The following is a 25,675-nucleotide window of genomic DNA, read 5'->3' on the forward strand; positions in this document are numbered from 1 at the left end:
CAAGGATTTATCATAGATGTTTTTTTATTTTATTTAGTTGTAAAATTATTCAAGTATTTTTGCACTATTATAGTCAAAACTATTTCTTTTATAAATCTTATAATAACAAAAGTAAAATAATCCCAATCCAATCATCGCTCCCATAAAATCAACTAAAATATCACTAACTAATGAAGTCCTTCCTGGTATAAAATATTGATGAAACTCATCAGTTACGGCATAAAATAAACAAATAAACAATATATAAATTATCATACCTTTTCCGCTTTTATTATAAGAAAAAAGTGCACCGCAAACTAGAATTGCTAGTACCATATACATAAATGCATGAGCATTTTTTCTTACTATATGATCTAAATTACTTGCTTCTTCCTGCTTAACATTAATGCTATTCTTATTTACCTGTGAACTATCACTACTGCTTACTGCCTTATCTTTATTTTCAGCTTGTGATTTTTCTTGATTTCTTTGAGCATTTTCAATTATATTAACCACCTTAGTGCTTTGTTCATGAGAAATTGTTCCGTTATTTCCTGACATATAAAATATAAATCCCATCCAGAACAAACATAAAAGTATAACGATTTTTTTCAAGTGACCACCTCTTTTTAATTAGACCGTTTGTGAATTTGATTTCAATACTGTTAATAGTTATCTTATATTATACCCCATAAATCACTTGCTTAAAACAAAAGTTGCACTAAACATAATTTAGTGCAGTAACTTTATATAATTATAATTTTTAATCTCGCCATTTAACTTATAATAAAATCTATTCCTCTAAAAGATGTTGTATCAAGTTAAAAATTGCTTCTGCACTGTTAAAATTTTCAGGAATTATTTCAATTGCAGGAACTTCAATATCATATTCATCATCAATTACATTAACAATTTCAACAATATCAAACGAATCTAAAATTCCTTCATCAACTAAAGTTGTACATGTACCAAAATCAACATCATCTCTAACACCTTGTAATAATTCAATTAACTTTTCCATAGTAGCTCTCTCCTTCATTTTATGATTTCACTTATTTAATAAATATAAATTTGTCATCTATCTCTTTTCACTAATCAACAACTTAAGAATTTGATTTATACTTTACACTAAATAACATACTAGAAAGGAGAAACATTTTTATGCAGCAGGCATTTGAAAATAAGCTGTTAAAAGTTCTTAAGCAGAGAACCCAAATCTTTGATTTGGAGAGAATCGCTTACTCAGCGAACGAACGTGAGTCGAGTTTCCTCTAGCGGTTGTTTCACTAATGCTTGTCACAATGAAATTGGGAGCAAGCATTAGTGATTCAACCTGCAATTTAGCACTTTCAGCGAAATTTTCATAGTCCTGCGAAATAACAATGTTTCTACTTTCGTTAGATTCCCGCATAAATCTAAATTTAATGTTGTTTATTTATTTTATATATTCTTCTATTAGCTTCTTACGATCAATCTTTCCATTCATATTTAGTGGCATACTGCTTCTGTTATAGCAGACATTAGGCAGCATATAACGAGGCAGCTTTTTCTTCAAATTCTGTGATAGTTTTTTAGTCTCAAGGTTTCCTGAATATACAGCAACAATTTGATCACTTTCTTTATTATATAGGCAGCAGCACATATCCACACCTTCTAAGGCGCTCATTGCATTCTCTATTTCACCTAATTCTATTCTATTCCCCATATGTTTAATTTGAAAATCTTTACGCGAAACATAAACCAATTCTCTATTTTCATTCCAGTAAACTAAATCTCCTGTACAATAAACAGTTTCAGGATAGTTCTTATTTAATGGGTTTTGAATAAATGCTTCTCTTGTTTTTTCTGGATTATTATAATATCCACATACCAAGAAAGATCCACGAATTAGCAATTCTCCAACTTTTCCACATTCCTTAACAAGTTGTCCATCTTCATCCACAATCAAAGCATCTACGTTATTACATGGCACCCCTATTGGGATAGGTTCATCATCATTAAACTCTCTGTCAACTATATAGTATATTCCTATATCTGTGATCTCAGTTGGTCCAAACAAATTTGCATATACTGCATAAGGAACATGTCTTCGCCATATATTAAGCTGTTTAGTAGGCATTGTCTCTCCTGCAAATAAAATCTTCTTTAAATCAGGCAGCTTAATGACATCTAAAGCTCCTAAATTAGCCACTATGCTTAATGCAGATGGAACCCAATAAATTGTGTTAACCTCTTTTTCATTTAAAAATCCAAGTAACTTTACTGGAAATGAAAATAACATTTTAGGAATAATGTATAATGTTGCTCCACTTCTAATAGTTGCAAATATATCTAATACAGACATACTAAAATAAAATGGTGTCTGATTTCCAAAAGTAGTATTTTCATTCAACTCAAAAGTTTTAACTACCCAGTCTGCATAATCAATTACAGATCTATGGCATACAATAACACCTTTTGGAATTCCTGTTGACCCGCTTGTAAAAAGAATGTACAAAGGATCAGTATCGATCATTTGTCTTCTTGCAGCCACTAATTTTTCTTCATTTTTTGGTAACATATAAATTTCATCGTACAATATTTTTATGCAATCTGTTTCTATAAGGGAAAGATATTTTTCTGTTTTATCGTCGTAAATTATAGCAGCTGGCTTCAATGTATCCAATATTATGTTAATACGCTCTACAGGCATTTGGGCATCCAATGGAACATAAAAACATCCTGCATATGCTGCACCCATGAATGCTGAAATATTCCGTGCGCCTTTTTCCATATAGACAACAACAGCTTTACGCATACCTATGTTTTCTATCAAAAAACTACCAATACTTTTAGATTCTTCAACTAATTCATGATAAGTCAATTCATATTTTCCATCAGAAAAAGCAACTTTATTTGGAAATTTCTTTTCTGATCTTTCAAGATAAGATAAAATGCTTTTTTCCATAATATTTCCTCCATATTAATTTGCTATTGTTTTAGAGACATCTTCGTCATAATGACGAATTTCATCATTATTTTTAGATCCTTTTGCCCTAGCATTTACTCGTATTTTAAACTTCTTATAAGACTTAGAATCAAAAACAAAATCTGGATTTTTATCATAATCTCGTATAATATGCTCCTGTCCGGTTTCTGAATCTAATAATACAAATTGATATTCTGGTATAACTTTAGACCCATGCAGAGAATCAGCCTTTAATGTTATAGTACTATCACTCTTTTTCCAATTGAACCATGCAGATGAAACATAATCTATTGATGCATAATATTCATCTTCCGTATAAAAATATTTGCTCATATCATCACCATTTTGGCGCTTCTTTAGGAAAGCTGCTAGAGACTTAGAGAAAGCTTCTACTCCCTTAGTATTCAAATGCTCAGTATCAGAAAGATAGTCATTTTTAAGCTTAAACAATTCTGCCTTTATTAAGTTATAATTGTAATATTGAATATTTAAGTTCTTTGCTATCTCCGCTACCTTATTATCAAATTCAAAGTAATTTTTTACTCTGAGAATTTGAAATGTAGGAAACGGTGTGGTTAAAAGAATTAACTCACAATTATTTTCCTTGCATAATTGAGATATCTTCTTCAAATATTCTGTATCTTTTGAGTTTATATCACCTATATTTTTATTAGAAGGAGGTAATTTTAAATTATCGTAATTTAAAGTTCCTTTTTGATCACTAGGATCAACCTTATTGAATCCTTTTCCTACATAGCCACTCTTATTATTTTCCATAGCTTCTACCTGTCCCGGTTTTGGATAATCTGTATAAAAAGAATCAAACTTTCCATAAATATTGTTCACTACATCTAGAGGTGATTTTACATCATATCCACGCCACGGAAATAGCCTGTCTAAGTAAGAACCATCTTGGGACGATGCAAAATAATATTCAAGCTTATTTAAAAATGATTTCATATATAAAGAAACTGAAAGAAATACTATTGGTTTTTCTTCCTTACTAGTAAAATTATCTGGATCAACCGTCAAAACAATTAGTTTAGGTTTATGGTAAGAAAACAGTTCTTTCAGTGAATAATAAGTACCAACAAACATTTGCTGAGAAAATGCATAATTAAAAGTATTCTCTCCCAATTCCTTGTCCATAATATACGGATTAATGTCTCTTTGAGATAGTGAAGCACCTGCAAATACCACATCAAAGTCTTTTTTCTCAGAATACATTTCACGCATTGTCATTCGTGAATAATTTCCCTTTGGCACAAGGGCAAATGCTAAGCCATAACTTAAAATAATAAATACCATTATAAATATGATTCCACTAAACCATTTATATTTAAAATTGCGCATACATAAATCCTCCTAGAAGATTTCCAGAACTAGCATCAAAGCTTATGACAGCAAAAATTAATGCATAAAATACTGCCCACCTAAAAACCAAATTTTGCTTAGATAAAAATTCACGTATCTTTACTCCTCTTTCTTGTAATACACTTACTGCAAACAAAATAACCGTTGCCCAAAATAAAATTCTAAAATCCTGTTCTTTAAGTCCAAGTTTATAAATTGTACCATCAAGTAATTGCGTAATTTTAAAATTTGCTACAGTATTATGTAACATGTATAGTGAAGAATTTAGATTACTCGCCCTATCAAAATACCATCCTAAATTTACAATAAAAAACGTTCTTAATATCCTAAATAAATGATATGAGAAGCATTCAGTATTTACTTTAGTTACTCTTTTTAACCATTCATAAAACGGTTCTAGAATAGTGCTAAAGGCAATAACAATTCCATTATATAATCCCCACGCTACGTAATGCCAATAAGCTCCATGCCAGATACCAACAACTAAAAATACCACTAAGTTAGAAAAGGCAACTGGAATGATTCTTCCTGCTTTTCTTCCAAGATGTTTATTTGCTAGTTTTGATACTTTGGACATTTTCTTTGAAAGAGCTAGTGGATAAAATATATAATCACGCATCCAAGCACCTAAAGTAATATGCCATCTGCGCCAGAATTCTGATAGCGAGGTTGAAAAATATGGTCTTCTAAAATTCACAGCCATGTTTATTCCAAGTAATTCAGAAATCCCCATAGCCACATCAATTCCACCTGAAAAATCTGCATATTGCTGTAATGAATAGAATAAAACTCCTACTACTGTAATTGCACCACTATAATTATCATAGTTCTTAAATGTTTCATTAACCAATGTAATTGCTCTATCTGCAATTACCATTTTCTTAAAAAGCCCCCATAAAATCAATTGGAGACCATATTTAAATTTCTGCCAATCAAACCTGTGAGTTTTATATAATTGTTCTGATAATTTATCAAATCTATTAATAGGGCCTTGTACAATTTGAGGAAAAAATGAAATAAACAGTGCAAATTTAAATAAGTTTTTTTCTGCTTTATATTTTCCATTATATACATCAATTAGGTATCCCATGGACTGAAAAGTATAAAAAGATATTCCTAATGGCAACAGTAAATCCAACTTCATTGGAACTGTTCCATGATGCGTTACCATGTTAAACAATCCAACAATGTTTTTTGATAAAAAATCAAAATATTTTAAAAACCCTAAAATTCCAAAATTACTTAATAAAACACACCAAAAAATTATTCTCTGCTTCTTCTTTGCCAGAGCCTTTATTTGTTTCTTACTTTCAGGTGTCAGTGTTTCTTTTTTTTCAGTTAATTCAATTTTCATATTTTCGCTAATTTTACTTATAATAATTGTTCCAACCCAGACTGTCAAAGTCGTAAAAATTATATATCCAACAGTCTTTACACCAGCAGATATATAAAAAATGTAACTTCCAATAAGTAAGCATATCCATTGAACCTTCTTAGGTAAAATATAGTATGTCAAAATCAATATAACAAAAAAAATACAAAAATTAAATTGCAAAAACGACATTATTCCACATCCTTATAAAGAGCTTAATATACATGTTTCAAAAAGTTTAATTCATAGAAATTTATCTTAAAATATATACTGCAAGTCACAATTTACAATGCACAATTTACAATCATGACTAAAATTCTTGCAATATTTTTAGAATTATGATGAAGAATCATTTTTTCAATATATAGTTTTATAAAGAATGAATTATACTATTTAAACTTATATATGGCAAAAAATATTTAATATCCAAACATTTTTTATTATAGCACTTTATAACATTTGTTCCATATGTAAAATAACAAATATAAGAAATTTTTAATACTTTTGTATAGATAACCCAACTAAGACCTAAACTTATGCATATAACTCGCCGAAATCATAAATTGTTTATCTATAGTCCACATATTATTCCACAAAAAATACGTTGTATCGACGGTAAGTGGTATTCCCGTCGGTACAACGCATTGCTATTTCATATGTATATTGGAAATATTTTTATTTATGTAATATCCTGATCTAAATTTCAGTGTGAAACTATATATTAATTTTGGATTATTTTTTAATCCATATTTAATTCTGGCTTCCATATGGTTACTTGATTCTTTCCATTTCGTTTTGATTTTAATGATGCTTTATCTGCATTTTTTATTAACATTTCCTTATCATAATTGACATCAACTAAAGAGCTAATTCCTACACTAATCGTAATATTAAAAGTGTTAGATATAGACTTAGATTTGCTTAGTCCAACTTTTTCAGAAATCCACTTCTTAAAGATATTAGAATTAAATAATTTTTCCGATTTGAAAGTGCTTTCTTTTATCAATTCTACATCTAATGCTGTTTCTTCTTCCTCTTTATCACCAATTTCAAATTTATAATCACTAATAATATTTTTTATTTGTTCCATAATAGCCCCTGCATCTTCACTATTAGTATAAGGCAAAATTATCGTGAATTCATCTCCACCATATCTAAATATGACATCTTCATCACGCAAAATGCTTCTCATAACTTCTACAACCTTTTTTAAAAGAAGATCCCCTACTGGATGTCCATAAGTATCATTATATTTTTTAAAATTATCTATATCAATCATTGCCATAGATAGATCATTCTCATCCTTTTGAACTTTTATAATATATTCATCAAGCATATCTTGAAAATAACGATGATTATAGACTCCTGTAAGTCCATCTCTTGTAGCTAATCTTTCTACATTTTTGTATAAAAAGGCATTTTCTAGTGCACTTGTCAAAGGTGTTATGGTTCCATTTATAAGTTCAATTTCTTCTATTGTCAATTTATTTTTTGTGTTTATATGTAAAATACCCATACAACTTTCTTTTGATAATAGTGGAATAGAATATATGTATCCTTTATCTGTTTTTATTTCAGCCATATGTTTCTTTTTAAAAGCTTCTTCCACAGTTCCACTAAACTCCAAACCTTTTTTATCATCCCCATAAGATGAAATAACACTAATCTTATTTTCATCTACTTTATCAAATATACCTAAAGTACATGAATGAACTTCTATAATCTCAGTTACTATCTTAATACCCATATTAGATACCTCTTCCAAATCCATAGATGAGGTTATTCTTTTAGTTAGCTCAAACAGTCTTTGATTATTTTGATTTTCTTTTTGAAGCTTAGCAGTTAATTTGGCATTATTTATAGCAAGTCCAATTTCTCCAGATATAGTATTAATCAATTTAAAATCTGATTCTCCAAAATCTGAAGCTTTTTTACTTCCTAAAACTAATACACCCAATATTTTTTCATGCATTTTTATAGGAATTGTAATCTGAGCTCTTGTATCACTTATGCACCGTATATATCTAAAATCCTTTTGAACATCATCCGTGAGTAACCCCTGTTCTTTATAAAATGTCCATCCAACAAGACCTTCACCTATTCTGAAAGTTGTCTTCTCTAACTCTTCATATAAAACATTAGAATGTGATTTCAGTTTAAGTTCATCTTTTTCTAACAAAAATATTAATCCAAAATCTGCATTTGTGTGAGTTACAAGACGAGCTAATATAGTATCTAATAACTCTTGGATAGATGCCATATTATATATAGCAAATGCTGTATCATATAAAATACTATTTTCAAATTTTAATATTCTTATACTTCTATTTATTTTATCTATTTCATTGAATAGAGATTCTCCATCTATTAATTTAACATCATTAGAATATTTCCTATCTCCAATATTTAAATTACTTTTCATTTGTTTTAATTTTATATATACTCTTATAATTTTATTTACAATAATGGCTAATAATAAAATAATAGTAAACATGAAATAAATAAAATTGCTAATTTCCCATTTTTCAAAGGATATAATTATTTTTTGCTGCACTAAAATAATAAATAATGTAGGCATTAATATAGCAATAGTACTAAAGATTAGATACAGTTTAAATGTAAAGCTTTTACTCACTATTAAATCTCCCTTTTCGATATAATATATGTTTCAATGCACAATGCACAATTCAAAACACAAGCCACAGTTCATAATTTTCAATGCATAGTTCACAATTACTGCTAGAATTCTTGCAGTACATATTCAATTTAATAAATATTAATCAAATTTTTATCTTTCACTTTTAACTATTTCTGATTGCATACTTCATAAACTTTGGCTAAGTAAACACATCCACAACTCCATATATTTAAAATCAATGCTTCTCATAAATAATTATCCCCTCTTGCTCTAGATCCAAAGAGAATAACTTTATTAATACTTTCGTACTTATAGCATATGCGCAATATATCATCAACAATTTTCTGTTCTAAATTCAAACTTATCTCTCATTTGGCTTGTCACACTTAACATACATAATATTATAACCTATAAATTATTTACTTAAAACAATAAATGTACTAAGTACTCTTTTATGGCTGTCACTATTAACTTCTGCCATAATATATTTTATATAAATTTTCATTCATCTATCTCAAACCCTCATGTTTCCTATAAATATTTACATATTTAAATATTTTCCTAGGTAAATATTTTTCTATAAACATACTTACCTAGAAAAATATATTCCCATGAACCTATTTTCCTAGAAACATTTAAACCTATTTTTATTCTAAAATATGAACCTAGAAACCTATGAATATATGAAAAAATTTAAATTTTTTCATATTAAAGTATTTATATATTTTAATATTTGCATATATCTTATATGAGGGGGTAATTAATTCTGCATATGATAAGGCTTATATAATCTATTATTTCTTCATATTTTAATACATAGGGAGGAATTATAAATGAACATGTCTGTAAAAAAATCTAAGGTAAAAGGCGAAATCAAGGATGATTTTTCCATTGAGGAAAATGAATCTTCAGATATATTTACCTTCTCAGAGGGAGAGCTTAAATTAGATGGGACTCTTATAAAATCTTTTTCTTTTGATTCTGATGAAGACCTTATTGAGCATCCTGCGCCACCCACAATTCACGATAACACCAACACCAACTACTACAACAATAATAGCAATAATAATAATAATAATAATTACAGTAACAATGATAGCACTAATACTACACCTAATTTAAATTCTCATGATATTCCATATAATCCTGATATCAAAAATGAAATTTTGGACCACAGAACTTTAAAAGTTAATCCAAATGGAAGAACACCATCTGTTGATGGCGAAGTTTTTGATATGGTAAGAAGCTATACTTTAAGACGCTCTACTGTAAGAATCTTAAGTAAAATTAAAGCTATTCATATTGATGATAATGTTTATTTAAATACCATTGTTGATGAAGCTATTCGTTATTACTACGAATACCTTAAAACTCAAAACAATTAAGTTAATCTTCTTCTATTTTAATACCTAATCAAATTATTTCTTATATATAATTTGATTAGGTATGCGAATTGCAACTCCTGTTTCATCAAATTTATAATCAGTACCTTCAATGGGATCTCTCCCTTGAACCATATTCATTCCTATAGTATAAAGTGCTTCTGCCATGGCCTTTGGATCTTGAAAAATAGTCCCTAACATTAATCCTTCGTTAATTAACTTCTGTGATTCTGGCAATCCCTCAACACCAACTACTGCAATATTTTTTTCTTTATCTCCTAAATTATATCCATAGGATTGTAGTGCTTCAATTGCACCTAATGCCATAGAGTCGTCATTTGCAATTATGACTTCAATCTTAGGTCCAGTTTTTAAAAATAGCGACTCTATGGCCTCTTTTGCGAGTTCTCTACTCCAATAAGCAAATACTCTTTCAATCTCCTGAGTTTCTACTCCTGCTTCACTAAGTGCTAAAAGAGAATATTTTGTTCTATCAGCTGCTACCAAATTATTTCTTTCACCTTCTAAAAGAACATATTGCATTATTCCATCATGGTTCTTATCAATGGAATCTCTACTTGTGTTCCATTCATTAGCAAGAATCTCGCCCTCCATAATTCCATCGCTTTTTGCATCTAACCCTATATATAGAGATTTATTGTATCTTTTAATCTCACTTAGCAGCGGCTCCCTATTAAAAAATATCACTGGAATATTAGCTTTAGCAATTTGATTAGTAACTCTTTTTACCGTTAATTCATCCCTGTTCTTAACTAGATGCATTATTATAAGATCAACACCTTCTTTAAGTACATTATCAAGCTGCTCATTTTGCACTGCTTGATTTGATTTAGCATCATAAAACGTAAATTCTACTTTTCCTGGATTTTCTTCTTGAATATCTTCTAAATCTTTACGCACTAAAGAAATATAATCATCACTAAAATTTATTAAAAATACAGCTACTCTAATAGGTCTTTTTTCAGCAGCATTAATACTCGCAAATGTGGCTTTTTCTTTAAAGCTAAATAACATATATGACATTATCATTAGAAACATTATAATAGATAGCATTTTCTTAAACATTTTTACTTCCTCCAACAGTAGAAATTTTCCACAATGTTATTATGTATATCGCGAAAATATTTATGCTAAGCTATTATGGGTATTTTACAATTATTTAATATTAAGTGTAAGTAAAATAGAGTGGTAATAAACACCACTCTATCGAAACTCTAAATTTTCATTCAGCATAATACTTATACTTGATAATTTTTATTTTCCACAGGAGTGAGGTTACCCAATCCTATTCAAATATATCTGGTAAAAATTTATATACTTCACTTTCATTTTTAAATATAACTTCTATTTGCTCAGAATATGGTGTACATTTACTTCCTTTAAAAAAGTTATATAATGCTGATGATATTCCCATAACAATTCTATTATGAGCCATTGATATTCTTGAGCTAATAAAATACAAAATTAATTCCAATATTAAATTCACTTATCTAACTCCACTTTAACTTCGTATTCATTTAAGATATTATTATCATCTTCATACTTTATGCTTGAATCTGGTTTGTTATTATATACTCTTATAATAAGAGTTGTTGTTCCTGGATCTAAAACAATATTATCATTATCGACAAGCTTTACTTTTCTAACTTCACCAATATCTGAATATGAAGTAACCCTAAATACTTTAATATACTTTTCATCTAATCTTTTTATATTAACACTTATATTATCTGATGACGCTTTTGCATAATAAGTTCTCTTATTTTTTGCTTCGCTAACTATATTATTACTATTATATTTGTCATCGCTATAAAGTTCCATTGCACTACCATCTTTATTTAGCAATCCTATTTTGTTGTAATAAGAATAATAAACTGTTACTTTACATGTATCTGATCTTCCACTTCCGTCATTTGCTGTACATGTAATTGTTGTAGTTCCTTCTGATATTCCTTTTACCTCTCCATTTGAACTTACCCTTGCTACATCTGTATTACTAGATTTCCATGTTACTTTTTTATTGTCTGCATTGCTTGGCAATACTGTTTCCTTTAGCTTTAAAGTATCTCCTTGATTAATAACTGCGCTTGATTCATTTAACATTACTCCTGTTACGCTTACTGTATCTTTATTATTAAGACTTTTATCTGATTCTTTTTCGGAATTAACCTTTAACTCTGATTCAACGTTGTTTACTATAGTATCCGTTGATTGAACTGAGTTTCCTTCCGTTTCTGTAGCATATATTTCTATAGGATTTAATACTGATACTGATGCTACTACCAGTAAACCTGATATTACTTTTATTAATTTAAGCTTTTCCATACCTCATTCTCCTAACCATTTTTATTTAATTATACCATATTTTTCTTTTAAAATTTCAGATTTTTTAATCTCACTATGTTATTACCGCGTATAAGTTTACTAAATTTAATAATCCTACCTAACATGGATTTTTATATTCCTGGAGTCCCCATTGCTCCATTATTATCAAAATAATACCATTTGGAAGATTTATCATCATAATACCAGCCAGTTTTCATAGCTCCATCATGAATATGATAAATTTAACTCTAAAATTATAGTTGTTTATTGCTTCATTTCGTTTAATATTATTGTCAGTATAGGTTAACCTTCTTAGAATTTTTGTGTTGCAACATAACCTAAAATATCAGAGGTATCTATGCTATTTCTTTATAAAATTTTATTAAAGCAATCTATGGATTTATATCTATAGAAGTATTTCTCAAATTTATACACAAGTCAAGTTACCTAAATTATAACAGAATCTGTTTAGCAGACTATAGATTTCACTTCTTTTAAAAGTTACCCATAGATTTCACTCGGCTATAATCTCTTTCGAAAAGTAAAACTATTTTCATTATACTTTACGAAGATTTTGCCTTCATAATCAGTTACTAAAGAATAAAAAAATACATCGTCAAATAGATATTATCTTTTTATGCCATATCTATTTGACGATGTATAATTTGATTTCTTATTTATTATTGTTAAATATACTTTGCTAAGCTTTAGCCGCTTAAGTATCCTATCCAAACAATGTCCTATCACTTAAGGCTTCTGCTCCATTAGCTTTCTCAAAGAGTCCAAGAAGTTTATTATTATCTAACTTTTCTTTTTCTTCCCCTTTGACGTCAACTAAAATCTTGCCTCTATGCATCATGAAAAGTCTATTACCATTTTCAAGAGCATGTTTAAGATTATGGGTAACCATAAGGGTTGTTATTCCGCTGTCTTTTACTATATTTCTTGTTATATCCATTATTATTTCTGATGTTTTAGGATCTAGTGCCGCTGTATGCTCATCTAGTAATAATAATTTTGGTTTAGACATTACTGACATAAGCAGAGTTAAAGCCTGTCTCTGTCCTCCTGATAAAAGTTGTACTTTATTATAAAGCTTATCTTCAAGCCCCAAATTAAGTTCTTTTACCATCTCTTTGTAATAATCTATCCTCTTTTTATTTATCCCAAAGCTAAGCCCAAAGGATTTTCCTTTATTATCTGCAAGAGCAATGTTTTCTAATATTGTCATATTAGGTGCTACACCCATTGATGGATTTTGAAAAACTCTCCCAATGGACTTTGATCTTGCGTATTCAGGTTTATTAATAACTTCATCACCATCTATTAATATTGATCCTGAATCTGCCTCAAGAGTTCCAGATATCATATTTAATAATGTTGATTTACCTGCTCCATTTGAACCTATTATACTTATGAAGTCACCTTGTTTAACATCCAATGATAATCTATCAAAAACCCTATTTTCATTTATTGTATTTTGATTAAACACTTTGGATAGTTGTTTCACTTTTAACATCTTTAGCACTACCTCCTATAACAGATTTTCTTTTCTTAAATTTCAAGACACCGCTATTAGAGCATAATGCTATAACTACAATTATAGCTGTCATTAATTTTAAGTCATTGGCATTTAATCCAAGTTTTAATACTATTGCTATTGCCGCCTTGTATATGATTGCCCCTAGTATTGATAAGGTAGTCACTTTAACAAAAGACAACCTCTCAAATAATGATGTTCCGATAATTACTGCCGCAAGCCCCATTACAACAGTACCAGTTCCCATTCCAACATCACTAAATCCTTGGTATTGTGCAGTTAGTGCTCCTGCAAGTGCAACTAATGCATTACTTATCATAAGACCTAACACTTTAACTAAATCTTTATTTACTCCAAGAGATGAAACTACTTGTTCATTATCTCCGACAGCTATAAGCAAAAATCCTGATTTAGTCTTTAAATATAGATCTAATAGTATTTTAACTACAATAACCATTATTAAAATCACTACTATAGCCGGAATTGATGACTTAAATAAATTAGGGGTATTAAATAATGGAACATTTGCTTTTCCCATTATTCTTAAGTTAATAGAATATAATCCTATCATTACTAATATTCCAGCCATTAAATTTGTTATTTTAAGCTTAACATGCAAAAATGCTGTTATTCCTCCAGCTATCGCTCCACCTAAGGTTGCTATTATTATACTACTCCATGGATTAACCCCATTTACCAAAAGAGCTGCGGAAATTGCAGCCCCAAGTGGGAATGTAGAGTCCACTGATAAATCAGGAAAATCTAAAATTTTATAAGTTATATATACTCCGATTGAAACCAATGAAAATAGCAGCCCTTGTTCTAAAATATTTATTAAAACACCCACTACTCAACGCCTCCAGTTACCTTTTTACAATTTGATTCGATATCTGCTGGAAGTGTTATATTCAGTTTCTTCACTACATCAGTGTTTATAGTAAATGACATATCACTTAATGTGCTTATTTCAACATCTGATGGCTTCTTTCCATCTAAAACTTCTGCTGCTTTATAACCAGCTTCTTTTCCTAATTTGTAGTAATCTATTCCTATTGAAGCAAGTCCACCTTTATTTACTACTGCTTCTTCTGCACCTATTATAGGAACGTTTTTATCTAAACAAAGTTTACCTACTAACGCATATCCTGAAGCAACTGTGTTATCTGTAGGTGTATATAATACATCTATTTGACCTAAAGCACTTGCTAAATTTTGATTTATCTCATTAACATTTGTAACACCAATTTCTTTTACTGCTAAGCCTTGTTTATCTGCCGCTGCTTTAAGCTCATCAACTTGAGTTACAGAATTTGTTTCTGAAGTGTTATAAATTACTCCTACTGTTTTTGCATTTGGAAGTAATTTTTTTAATAGTTCTATTTGCTTGTCCACAGGGACTTTATCAGATGTACCTGTAACATTTGTTCCTGAGCTCTTCCAATCCTTTGCTACTTCTGCTTTAACAGGATCTGTTACTGCTGTAAATATTATTGGAATATCTTTAGTTGAATTATAAGCTGCTTGAACTGCTGGTGTTGCAATTGCAAAAATCAAGTCTTTCTTTGCATCTGTAAATTGCTTAGCAATTGTTTGCGCATTAGCTTGTTCACCTTGAGCATTTTGCTGTTCAATTTTAATATTCTTACCTTCTTCATATCCCTTTTCTTTTAATCCATCGACAAATCCCTTATTAGATGCATCTAACGCATCATGTTGAACCAACTGAATTACTCCAATATTCTTCACTGCCGATGATGAAGCGCCTCCATTATTAGAATCCGTTGCACTTTTTCCACATCCCGCAAGAATTCCTCCAACTAAAACTGTACATAGCAGCATGGCTGCTTTCTTTTTTCCTACCATATTTCTATCCCCCTACTATATTCTTATTATCAATTTCCTACTATACTCCAAAATGCCAACTACCTTCTCAATAAATACAATCATAAATATATATCTATATTTATGATAAATATTCAAATAAATTGATAATAATTTATAAATCTTTTAAGTTATGATATCATATTTTGAAATACTTGTAAAGTTTCTACCTCTACTTTGCAAGCTTTTTTAGTTTTTTATTGTAAAAATTATAATTATGTGTTTGTAACCCTTAACAACAATAATCTTTGTAGCCATAAATTATAAATATTATATGACTGCAAAGATTACAGCATACATATATACGCATAGAGTATTTGAAAATAAAACATAAAAAAGGTTCTAGCATGAAGGTTTTTCCACTTTAGTTTGTCACACAAAGAGTGAGACTTTTTAAAACGAATACAACCTTGCAAGCCTAGAACCTTTTTTGTTTCATATCTTAAAATATTCAATATACCGAAAAGGACAATAACCCAAATAACAAAGAACTATTTTTCCGCCTATAAAATTTATAAAGGCAATGCCCTGTGACCTATTCCTATAACTACTTCATCCAAGTGCAGAAGTCCAATACTTAAGAATATACACACTGAAATATGTTCTCCACCTCTAGCTATTCCAATTTTCCCACCTACATTTTGGCCATTTGCTCTATTTGCAACTTGAATAACCGCATCTCTAGTTGCACCTATAACAGCACCTTCATGCAAATGTTCTTCTCTTATTAACTCGTTTCTTTTTGCAGCAACTAATGCACTTTCAAGTATTTTAGCTATTGATGAGTTTATATTTCCACCCACATTTACTGCGGTAACTTTAATCCCCTTCTCTGCATATACTTTTTTTAAATGCTCTTCTTCATGTCTATCACATATAGCCATTTTAGTAGCTATCTTTGCAACTCTTGTACTATTGCTTTCCATAACTTGATACCTCCAACGTATTCTCTAGGCACATTATAACACATTAACTTTTCTTATACTTCAAAATAATCTGATAATTCATAGATAAACAAAAAAATAGGACTAAAGAGTACTTCTCTACTCTTTAGCCCCTATATTAAATCTTGCCATATATAAATCAATTGTAAGCTATAGATAAACAATTTAAGAATTAGACTTATTAGATGAACATATTTACAAAGTCACTAAAACTTTAAGCTCATATCTTCACTAGAAATCATAAATATATTTGTGAAGAAAACATTTGAAAATGAGCTGTTAAAGGTTCTTAGCTGTAGGTTGTTCCATTTTAGCTTGTCAAACTGAAAGTTGGAGCATGCTAAAATGGATACAACCTGCTGCTTAGAACCTTCAGCGATATTTTCATAGCTTTTCGGAATCAAAATATTTATGATTTCGGTAAAGTATAATATAAGTCTAGTTTTACAGTTGGATATCTATAGATTTATACTATAGATAAACAACTTAAGAATTCGATTTATACTTTGCAATAAATATCATACTAGAAAGTAGAAACATTTTTATGCAACAGGCATTGAAAATGAGCTGTTAAAAGGTCTTAATTGTAGATTGTTCCATTGATGCTTGTCACAATGAAATTGGGAGCAAGCATTAGTGGTGCAACCTGCAATTTAGCACTTTCAGCGAAATTTTCATAGTCCTGTGAAATAACAATGTTTTTACTTTCGGTGGATTATTGCATAAGTCTAGGTTATATATTGTTTATCTATATAAAATATATCGCAACTAGAAATATAATTAATAAAAGTTTCCCATAGCTCTGAATTTATTATATCTATTATCTATTAGTTCATTTAAATCTTTTTCTTTTAATTCTAACAAGCTATCTACAATTGTTTTCTTAAGAACCTCTGCTGTTTTAACAGGGTTTTTATGTGCACCACCCCTAGGTTCTTTTACAATACCGTCAATTATATCAAAACCCTTTAAATCTTTAGCAGTAATTTTTGCAACTGCTGCTGCTTCTTTAACTCTGCTTGGATCTTTCCATAGAATCGAAGCAAATCCTTCTGGTGAAAGAACTGAATATATAGAATGTTCTAACATAAAAATTTTATCTGCAACTGCTAAAGCTAAAGCTCCTCCGCTTTCGCCCTCACCTGTTATAATTGAAATTATTGGTGTCTTTAATCTACTTAATTCAAAAAGATTATTTGCTATAGCCTGCCCTTGACCTCTTTCTTCTGCTCCCATACCTGGAAATGCTCCCATAGTATCTATAAAACAAATTATTGGCCTTTTAAATTTTTCGGCCTGCTTCATAAGTCTTAATGCTTTTCTATATCCTTCCGGATTAGGCATTCCAAAATTTCTTTTTATATACTCACTAGTATTTGATCCTTTAGTTATTGCTATAACTGTAACATTTATATCATTAATAGATGCGATTCCACCAATTATAGCTTGATCATCACCAAAGTTTCTATCTCCATGAAATTCAATGAAATCTTTAAATATAGTTTCTATATAATATTGCCCAGATGGTCTGTCTTTGTGCCTTGCTATTTCAACACTTTCCCATGGTGTTACATTAATTTTCATAAAATCTTTATCCATAATTAATTCCTCACTCCATGCAAAATAAGAATTTTATATATACATGCCCTCATATTCTTTCTTTCAACAATGGCATCAACAAAACCTTTTTCAAGTAAAAATTCTGCTTTTTGAAAATTATCCGGAAGAGTTTCTTTAATTGTGTTTTCAATAACTCTTCTTCCTGCAAATCCTATTAATGCATTCGGCTCACTTAAAATGATATCACCTTCCATTGCAAAACTTGCAGTTACTCCTCCAGTTGTTGGATCTGTTAATATAGAAATATATAAAAGACCAGCTTCACTATGCTTTGCTAAAGCTGCACTTATCTTCGCCATTTGCATAAGTGAAAAAATACCTTCCTGCATTCTAGCACCGCCAGATGCTGTAAAAATCATTAATGGAAGCTTATTTTCTGTAGCATGTTCTATAAGTCTTGTAATCTTTTCACCAACTACAGTTCCCATACTTCCCATCATAAAGAAGCTATCCATAATAGCACATGCTACTTCTATACCATTTAGCTTTCCAACTCCAGTAACAACAGCTTCTGTACTATCAGTCTTAGTGCTTTTCAATTTTTCTTCATAGCCTTTAAAATCTAATGGATTAGTAGTTTTTAAGTCTTTCCAGAATTCCTTAAAAGTATCTTTATCAAAAAATACTTTTATTCTTTCTTTTGCATTAAGTCTAAAATGATGACCACAAGTCGCACAAACGAACTTAGAATTTTCTAAGTCTTCTGCATATATCATCGAATTACACTTATCACATTTTTCCCACATACCTGATGGTATATTAGGCTTTTCTTCAGAAACACTCTTTTTTAACGTTGAGGATTTAACAGTTGCATATTGTCTTTTTACAAATAAATCCTTAAGCATTCTTCTTCACCATCTTTTCTGCTAAAAATGAAGTATCATAATCTCCTTCTAAGAATTCTTTAGTATGAAGTATTGATAATTCAAAATCAATATTAGTCTTTACCCCACCTACTGCAAATTCTGCTAATGCTCTATCCATTTTTACAATAGCTTCATTTCTATTATCACCAAAAGTAATTAATTTAGCTATCATAGAATCATAGCAATGAGGAATTTTATACCCACAGAATATAGCTGAATCAACTCTTACTCCCATCCCCCCTGGGACACAAAGCTCTTCGATTGTTCCCGGACATGGTCTGAAATCATGTTCTGGATCTTCTGCATTAACTCTGCATTCTATTGCATGACCTTTAATCTTTATATCATCTTGAGTATAAGCTAATTTTTCTCCTGAAGCTATCTTCAATTGTTCTTTTACTAAGTCTATGCCTGTAATCATTTCAGTAATTGGATGCTCTACTTGTATTCTCGTATTCATTTCCATGAAGTAGAAATTATTATCTCTATCAAACAAGAATTCTATAGTTCCTGCATTCTTATAATCTACAGCTAAAGCTGCTCTCTTTGCAATTTCACCCATTTTAGCTCTTAATTCTTCTGTTAATACATTTGATGGTGCTTCTTCTAAAACCTTTTGGTTCTTTCTTTGCATTGAACATTCTCTTTCACATAAATGTATAACATGGCCATGTTCATCAGCTAATATTTGAAATTCAATATGCTTTGGCTTTTGAACAAATTTTTCTATATATAATGAATCATCCCCAAAACAAGCTTTTGCTTCTGTTTTAGCAGTTTTAAAGCCCATCAAGAATTCTTCATCATTATTAGCAACTCTTATTCCTTTACCGCCGCCGCCTGCTGATGCTTTTATCATTATTGGGTATCCAATACCTTTTGCAATTTCTAAAGCATGGGCTTCATCTCTGATTTCACCTTCATATCCAGGTACTACTGGGACACCAGAAGCTTTCATAATTTCTCTTGCTTTAGCCTTGTTTCCCATAAGCTCAATTGTCTCATAATCAGGACCTATAAATTTAATATTGCACTGTCTACACATCTTTGCGAATTTAGGATTTTCTGATAAAAATCCAAACCCTGGATGTATAGCGTCAGCTCCAGTTAAAACACATGCACTTAGAATGTTTGTTATGTTTAAATAACTATCTTTAGGCATTGCAGAACCAATACATACAGCTTCATCTGCAAGTTGAGTATGAAGTGCTTCTTTATCTATTTCTGAATAAACAGCTACTGTACTTATTCCCATTTCTCTACAAGCTCTAATTATTCTAACTGCAATTTCTCCTCTGTTGGCAATTAGCACTTTCTTTAACATTTTTATCACCTATCCTACTGCAACGCAAAAAGTATTTCAGCTTCACAAACTGTTTTTCCATCTACTGAGGCAATCCCTTTTCCAATACCTATAGGTCCTTTAATCTTAATAATTTCACAGTATAAATCTAGCTTATCTCCAGGTACAACTTTTCCTTTAAATCTAACTTTATTGATACCTGCAAATAATGGAGTCTTACCTTTAAATCTTTCCATTGAAAGAATAGCAACTGTTCCTGTTTGAGCTAAAGCTTCAACTTGAAGTACTCCTGGCATAATTGGTTCTTCTGGATAATGCCCTTGAAAGAATGCTTCATTTGCAGAAACATTTTTATATCCTCTTACAAATTGTTTTTCTTCTATTTCCATTTCAGTTACTCTATCTATTAAAAGCATTGGGTATCTATGTGGTATAATTTTTTTTATTTCATTTATATCAAGCATTAATTATTCCCCCTTAACCTTAAATAATGGCTGGCCATATTCTACCATATCTCCGTCATTAGCTAAGCGTTCTACTATTACTCCATTATATTCGCTTTCGATTTCATTCATAAGTTTCATAGCTTCTATAATGCAAATAACCTTTCCCTTAGAAACTGTGCCGCCAACTTCTACGAAAGGTGAGCTTTCTGGTGATGCTGAAGAGTAAAATGTTCCAACCATAGGAGAAGTTATAATACTTACATCCTTATCGTCTATAACTACTTCTTTTTCAGCAGCCTTTACTTCTTCTTTCTCCACTATATGATTTTCTGATCTTTCTACTGAACTAAGTGAACTAGCAGCAGTGTTAACCTGATTATTTACAGCTGGAGTATAATTTCCTGAGCCATTATCAGCTAATCCTCTAGTTAATGATTTATCCATCTTTATATGATCATTTCCACTTTGAAGCTCAAAAAAGGCTAAACTTGAAGAGTCAACCAATTTAACAAGCTCTTTAATTTTTTCAAAGTCCATAAAAATATCCTCCTCTTATATATGTTGCAATTCACAATTCACAATTCATAATTTAATTCACAATTCATAATGCACAATTCACAGCTTAATGCACAATGCTCAATTCACATTTCAATTCGCAATGCACAATGCTCAATTTTTAATTCACATTTACGTGTGAAATTCTTGTAATATTTTTAGAATTATTCTTAGGAATTATTTTCTGCAATGTATATATATATATATCTTATTCAAAAATATTATTTATATATTTTATGCCGTACTAAGTTACATTCAAAAGTTAATATTTCTTATTAACTGCATTTAACTTTTCTGGCATAAAATATATGTAACACTTTTTATTTTACCAAATATATCTTTATTATTTCCACTTTTTCAAAAGTAAAGTGGCATTATGTCCACCAAAGCCTAAAGAGTTAGTAAGTGCATATTCTAAATCTTGCTTTCTTCCAACATTAGGAACATAATCTAAATCTAATTCTTCATCTTTTGTTTTATACCCGATTGTTGGTGGGATAAATCCTTCTTCAAGAGCCTTTGCACATATTATTGCTTCAATTGCTCCTGCCGCTCCTAAAAGATGACCTGTCATAGATTTTGTTGAAGATATTGGAACTTTGTATGCTTCTTCTCCAAACGCTTTTTTAATAGCTGCTGTTTCAAATTTATCATTTAATTCTGTTGAAGTTCCATGAGCATTTATATAAGAAACTTGTTCTGGTTTAATTCCTGCCTCTTGCAACGCATCAGCCATAGCTCTTGAAGCTCCTGCTCCTTCTGGATCTGGAGATGTAATATGATATGCATCACAAGTTGATCCATATCCTACAACTTCAGCTATGATATTTGCACCTCTAGCTTCAGCATGTTCTAAAGATTCAAGAATTACAACTCCTGCACCTTCTCCCATTACAAATCCACCTCTTTCCTTATCGAAAGGAATAGAAGCTCTTTCTGGATTATTTCCTGAATTTAATGCCTTCATACTATGGAATCCAGTAACTCCAAGTCTAGTTATAGGTGCTTCTGCTCCACCTGCAAGCATTACATCTGCATAACCATGTTTTATTGTTCTAAATGCATCACCAATATTGTTTGTTCCTGTTGCACAAGCAGTTACTGCTGATGTACATGGTCCTCTTAATCCATATTTAATAGCTACATTTCCTGCACCTAAATTTATTATTGTCATAGGAACGAAAAATGGAGATACTCTTTTAGACTTTCCAGTTGCAATTTTAGTACATTCAGTTTCAATAGTCTCAAATCCACCTATACCAGATCCAAGCATTACGCCAAATCTCTCTAGATTTTCTTTTTCTAAATCTATTCCTGAATCCTTTATTGCCTCATCTGATGCAACCAAAGCAAATTGAGCAAATCTATCTAATCTCTTTGCTTCTTTCTTACCTATTAAAGTATCTGGATCAAAGCCCTTAACTTCTGCTGCTATTTTTACATCTACTAAATCTTTATCAACTAAAGTTATATAATCTATTCCTAGCTTTCCGCTTTTTGCATTATCCCAAAACGTACTTACATCATTTCCTATCGGAGTCAGAGCTCCCATCCCCGTAATTACTACTCTTCTTTCCATAAATCTAACTTCCTCCATTACATTAACATTCCACCGTCAACTTGGATAACTTGCCCTGTAACATAATCTGCACTTTCACTTGCAAGGAAAGCTACAACATTTGCTACATCACTTGCTTTTCCTAATCTCTTAAGCGGTATAGTCTTCTTCATCTCTTCTTTGTATTTATCTGCTAGAGCTTCTGTCATATCTGTTTCGATATATCCTGGTGCTACTGCATTTACAGTAATTCCTCTTGAACCAATTTCTCTAGCTAGTGATTTTGTCATTCCAATTACCCCTGCTTTAGATGCAGAATAATTTACTTGACCTGCATTTCCAGTAATTCCAACAACTGATGAAAGATTTATTATCTTTCCATGTTTCTGTTTCATCATAATTGGAGTGATAGCTTTTAAGCAGTTAAACACACCTTTTAGATTTACATCAATAACATTATCAAAGTCTTCTTCTTTCATTCTGATTATTAATCCATCTTTTGTGATTCCTGCATTATTTACCATTATATCTATAGTACCAAATTTTTCTTTGGCAGAATTGATAAGATTATCAACTTCTTCTGACTTAGATATATCACCTTTTACACATAAAGTTTCTACACCCATGCCTTTTATTTCATTTTCAACTTCTAATGCTTCTTTTTCATTACTTCTATAATTTAAAACTATATTAGCTCCAAGAGATGCAAGCTTTAAAGCTATTGCCTTTCCAATTCCTCTTGATGCTCCTGTAACAATTGCACATTTTCCTTTTAGCATATATTAAATTACCTCCTATTGTTATAAACAATTAACCTATAACTGAGCTGCAAATAATTATTTATAATCTATCTACTCATTCTAAATAATTATTCTTATATTTTACAATAATAAGCCTACATTTAAAATCCTAGCAAACCAGGTGTCAGTTAAGATAAAAATGCAGAGACTTACTTTTAATAAATATATATTTATATATTAAAGATTGCTTTTAATCTTATCAATTGTATTTTTCAATGAATCCATATCCTCAACATTTAAAAGACTTGCACTCTTATCTATTTTCTTAACAAATCCTCTAAGTGCTTTTCCAGGACCTACTTCTATGAATGTATCAACGCCGCTATCTATCATATGATTTATAGTCTTTTCAAAAAGGACTGATGTTCTTATATGTCTCTTTAATAATTCTTTAACATCATCTTCTTTTTCATAAGGAAGTCCTTTAACATTTGAATAAACTACTTTGTTAAGTTCTTTAATATCAACATTTTTTATAGTATTAAAGAATTCTTCACTTGCAGGCTCAAGAAGGGAACTATGAAATGGTCCACTAACCTTTAGCGGAATTCCAAGGCCTCCTAATTCTTTTGCAATTTTTACGGCTTCATCGATTGCTTTGTTTTCTCCTGAAATAACTACTTGGCCTGGGCAGTTATAGTTAGCCCCTTCAACTATTCCAAATTCACCTGCTCTAGTTAATAACTCTTGTATCTTTTCATCATTTAATTTTAACACAGCAGCCATTTTTCCAAGGCCTTCTGGTAGCGCACTACCCATTATTCTTCCTCTTTCTTTTATAAGAAGTAATCCTTCTTCTAAAGAAAGTGCTCCCCCGTATATTAACGCTGCATATTCTCCTAAGCTAAGGCCTGCTGCATAATCTGCTTCAATGCCATTTATCTCTAGTGCTTTTAACGCGATAAGTGATGCAACAAGTATTGTAGGTTGTGCATTTTCTGTTGCTGTTAAAATTTCGTCAGGCCCTTCAAGCATCATTTTCTTAATAGGCATATTTAAAATTTCTTCACTACGATCTAATATTTCTTTACATTCTGGTATATTATCGCAAAGTTCTTTTGCCATTCCAATAGTTTGAACTCCTTGACCTGGAAAAAGAAATGCAGTCTTACTACTATTCATGATTCCCTCCAAAACGCTTAAATATTTCATTTGATTCTGTAAATAATTCTTCAATCATTTCCTTACATGATTGTTCCTTGCAAATAAGTCCTGCTATTTGACCTGACATAAGTGATCCATTATCCACATCACCATCTACAACAGCCTTTTTAAGCGCACCAATTCCAAGCTTTTCTAATTCTTCAGCAGATGCTCCTTCTTTTTCTAACTTAAGATAAGTTCTTGCAAGCTTATTTCTTAGAACTCTAACTGGGTGACCTGTTGGTCTTCCTGTTACTTCTGTATCTATATCATTGGCTTTTAGTACTTTATCTTTATAATTTTGATGTATTGTACATTCTTTTGCCACTAAGAATCTTGTTCCAACTTGAATTCCTTCAGCGCCTAGCATAAATGATGCAGCTACTCCTCTACCATCACCTATTCCTCCAGCTGCTATAACTGGTACGCTTACAGCATCAACAACTTGTGGTACTAATGTCATAGTAGTTAACTGACCTACATGCCCACCTGATTCAGTACCTTCTGCAATAATTGCATCAGCTCCTGACTTCTCCATTCTCTTAGCTAATGCTACAGAAGCTACTACTGGTATAACCTTTATTCCATGAGCTTTCCATTTTTCCATATACTTTCCTGGACTTCCTGCACCAGTTGTAACAACAGATACGCCTTCTTCACATACTAATTCTGCTATTTCCTCAGCATTTTCTGCCATTAACATTATATTTACACCAAATGGTTTATTTGTTAATTCTTTTGTTTTCTTTATCTGTTCTCTTACCCATTCAGTTGGTGCTGCCCCAGTTATTATTCCAAGTCCACCAGCCTCACTTACTGCTGAAGCTAAAGATGCATCTGCAATTCTTGCCATAGCACCTTGAAATATAGGATATTCTATTTTTAACAGGTCACATACTCTATTTTTTTCCACAACATATTCCTCCTACCATTACCAATCACAAAATATCGCTTAATGTA

25 protein-coding genes are annotated in these 25,675 nt (G+C 30.6%); 1 reads left to right on the top strand and 24 read right to left on the bottom strand.

From position 1 onward, the window contains the following. Positions 1-45: 45 nt before the first annotated feature. The 7 genes from L3B96_RS09590 to L3B96_RS09620 form a co-directional block, all read right to left on the bottom strand. Positions 46-594, bottom strand: coding sequence for a VanZ family protein (locus L3B96_RS09590; RefSeq protein WP_238860558.1), 549 nt, complete (start codon positions 592-594; stop codon positions 46-48). 178 nt (positions 595-772) lie between these two features. Then, positions 773-1,000 (bottom strand): acyl carrier protein, encoded by a 228-nt coding sequence (locus tag L3B96_RS09595; RefSeq protein WP_238860561.1) that lies wholly within the window; start codon positions 998-1,000, stop codon positions 773-775. A gap of 177 nt (positions 1,001-1,177) precedes the next feature. Beyond that, positions 1,178-1,390: a hypothetical protein gene (locus tag L3B96_RS09600; protein ID WP_238860563.1), complete on the bottom strand. Its 213-nt coding sequence runs from the start codon at positions 1,388-1,390 to the stop codon at positions 1,178-1,180. Between the two features lie 24 nt (positions 1,391-1,414). After that, positions 1,415-2,926 carry an amino acid adenylation domain-containing protein gene (locus L3B96_RS09605; protein WP_238860564.1) on the bottom strand — a complete coding sequence of 504 codons (1,512 nt, stop codon included), beginning with the start codon at positions 2,924-2,926 and terminating at the stop codon, positions 1,415-1,417. Positions 2,927-2,941: 15 nt separating this feature from the next. Continuing rightward, complete coding sequence (locus tag L3B96_RS09610; RefSeq protein ID WP_238860566.1) at positions 2,942-4,300, bottom strand: lipolytic protein G-D-S-L family; 1,359 nt, start codon at positions 4,298-4,300, stop codon at positions 2,942-2,944. After that, positions 4,287-5,885 (bottom strand): MBOAT family O-acyltransferase, encoded by a 1,599-nt coding sequence (locus tag L3B96_RS09615; protein WP_238860568.1) that lies wholly within the window; start codon positions 5,883-5,885, stop codon positions 4,287-4,289. The genes L3B96_RS09610 and L3B96_RS09615 overlap by 14 nt, the downstream gene beginning before the upstream one ends. Positions 5,886-6,432: 547 nt before the next feature. After that, entirely contained in the window at positions 6,433-8,115 is a 1,683-nt protein-coding gene (locus L3B96_RS09620) for a sensor domain-containing diguanylate cyclase (protein ID WP_238860570.1), read from the bottom strand. 1,049 nt (positions 8,116-9,164) lie between these two features. Here L3B96_RS09620 and L3B96_RS09625 point away from each other — a divergent pair. Beyond that, positions 9,165-9,716 (top strand): hypothetical protein, encoded by a 552-nt coding sequence (locus L3B96_RS09625; RefSeq protein ID WP_238860571.1) that lies wholly within the window; start codon positions 9,165-9,167, stop codon positions 9,714-9,716. A gap of 33 nt (positions 9,717-9,749) precedes the next feature. Here the strand turns inward: L3B96_RS09625 and L3B96_RS09630 are convergent, their stop codons facing one another. From L3B96_RS09630 to fabK, 17 genes are all read right to left on the bottom strand, one after another. After that, entirely contained in the window at positions 9,750-10,799 is a 1,050-nt protein-coding gene (locus L3B96_RS09630) for a galactose ABC transporter substrate-binding protein (protein WP_238860573.1), read from the bottom strand. A 220-nt stretch (positions 10,800-11,019) separates the two neighbouring features. Next, positions 11,020-11,220 (bottom strand): hypothetical protein, encoded by a 201-nt coding sequence (locus L3B96_RS09635; protein ID WP_238860575.1) that lies wholly within the window; start codon positions 11,218-11,220, stop codon positions 11,020-11,022. Next, positions 11,217-12,059, bottom strand: a complete 843-nt coding sequence (locus tag L3B96_RS09640) for an Ig-like domain-containing protein (protein WP_238860577.1) — start codon at positions 12,057-12,059, stop codon at positions 11,217-11,219. The genes L3B96_RS09635 and L3B96_RS09640 overlap by 4 nt, the downstream gene beginning before the upstream one ends. 131 nt (positions 12,060-12,190) lie before the next feature. Then, positions 12,191-12,277, bottom strand: a complete 87-nt coding sequence (locus L3B96_RS27430) for a hypothetical protein (RefSeq protein WP_343073086.1) — start codon at positions 12,275-12,277, stop codon at positions 12,191-12,193. A 506-nt stretch (positions 12,278-12,783) separates the two neighbouring features. Beyond that, positions 12,784-13,578, bottom strand: coding sequence for an ATP-binding cassette domain-containing protein (locus L3B96_RS09645; protein WP_065416663.1), 795 nt, complete (start codon positions 13,576-13,578; stop codon positions 12,784-12,786). Next, on the bottom strand, positions 13,544-14,446 hold the full coding sequence (locus L3B96_RS09650) for an ABC transporter permease (protein WP_238860579.1): 903 nt from the start codon (positions 14,444-14,446) through the stop codon (positions 13,544-13,546). Before L3B96_RS09650 ends, L3B96_RS09645 begins: the two co-directional genes overlap by 35 nt. Continuing rightward, on the bottom strand, positions 14,446-15,462 hold the full coding sequence (locus L3B96_RS09655; RefSeq protein ID WP_077855763.1) for an ABC transporter substrate-binding protein: 1,017 nt from the start codon (positions 15,460-15,462) through the stop codon (positions 14,446-14,448). The genes L3B96_RS09650 and L3B96_RS09655 overlap by 1 nt, the downstream gene beginning before the upstream one ends. Before the next feature lie 530 nt (positions 15,463-15,992). Continuing rightward, positions 15,993-16,406: a HutP family protein gene (locus L3B96_RS09660; RefSeq protein ID WP_023973440.1), complete on the bottom strand. Its 414-nt coding sequence runs from the start codon at positions 16,404-16,406 to the stop codon at positions 15,993-15,995. Between the two features lie 798 nt (positions 16,407-17,204). Further along, the gene (locus L3B96_RS09665) at positions 17,205-18,023 is read right to left on the bottom strand and encodes an acetyl-CoA carboxylase carboxyltransferase subunit alpha (RefSeq protein ID WP_017210848.1); all 819 of its coding nucleotides are present in this window, start codon (positions 18,021-18,023) and stop codon (positions 17,205-17,207) included. 2 nt (positions 18,024-18,025) lie between these two features. Next, the gene (accD, locus tag L3B96_RS09670) at positions 18,026-18,889 is read right to left on the bottom strand and encodes an acetyl-CoA carboxylase, carboxyltransferase subunit beta (RefSeq protein ID WP_039771293.1); all 864 of its coding nucleotides are present in this window, start codon (positions 18,887-18,889) and stop codon (positions 18,026-18,028) included. After that, positions 18,882-20,234, bottom strand: coding sequence for an acetyl-CoA carboxylase biotin carboxylase subunit (locus L3B96_RS09675; RefSeq protein WP_017210850.1), 1,353 nt, complete (start codon positions 20,232-20,234; stop codon positions 18,882-18,884). The genes accD and L3B96_RS09675 overlap by 8 nt, the downstream gene beginning before the upstream one ends. Before the next feature lie 14 nt (positions 20,235-20,248). Next, a complete protein-coding gene (fabZ, locus tag L3B96_RS09680) occupies positions 20,249-20,677 on the bottom strand; it encodes a 3-hydroxyacyl-ACP dehydratase FabZ (protein ID WP_238860581.1) in 429 nt (142 codons plus the stop codon). 3 nt (positions 20,678-20,680) lie between these two features. Further along, entirely contained in the window at positions 20,681-21,196 is a 516-nt protein-coding gene (gene accB / locus L3B96_RS09685) for an acetyl-CoA carboxylase biotin carboxyl carrier protein (protein WP_039771297.1), read from the bottom strand. A 361-nt stretch (positions 21,197-21,557) separates the two neighbouring features. Further along, on the bottom strand, positions 21,558-22,793 hold the full coding sequence (fabF, locus tag L3B96_RS09690) for a beta-ketoacyl-ACP synthase II (protein ID WP_238860582.1): 1,236 nt from the start codon (positions 22,791-22,793) through the stop codon (positions 21,558-21,560). Between the two features lie 17 nt (positions 22,794-22,810). Then, on the bottom strand, positions 22,811-23,551 hold the full coding sequence (gene fabG / locus L3B96_RS09695; protein WP_238860584.1) for a 3-oxoacyl-[acyl-carrier-protein] reductase: 741 nt from the start codon (positions 23,549-23,551) through the stop codon (positions 22,811-22,813). Positions 23,552-23,749: 198 nt separating this feature from the next. Further along, the gene (fabD, locus tag L3B96_RS09700; RefSeq protein WP_238860585.1) at positions 23,750-24,694 is read right to left on the bottom strand and encodes an ACP S-malonyltransferase; all 945 of its coding nucleotides are present in this window, start codon (positions 24,692-24,694) and stop codon (positions 23,750-23,752) included. Continuing rightward, positions 24,687-25,628, bottom strand: a complete 942-nt coding sequence (gene fabK / locus L3B96_RS09705; RefSeq protein ID WP_011968412.1) for an enoyl-[acyl-carrier-protein] reductase FabK — start codon at positions 25,626-25,628, stop codon at positions 24,687-24,689. The genes fabD and fabK overlap by 8 nt, the downstream gene beginning before the upstream one ends. Positions 25,629-25,675 lie beyond the last annotated feature (47 nt).

Source organism: Clostridium sp. YIM B02569 (assembly GCF_022320765.1).
GTDB lineage: Bacteria > Bacillota > Clostridia > Clostridiales > Clostridiaceae > Clostridium > Clostridium beijerinckii.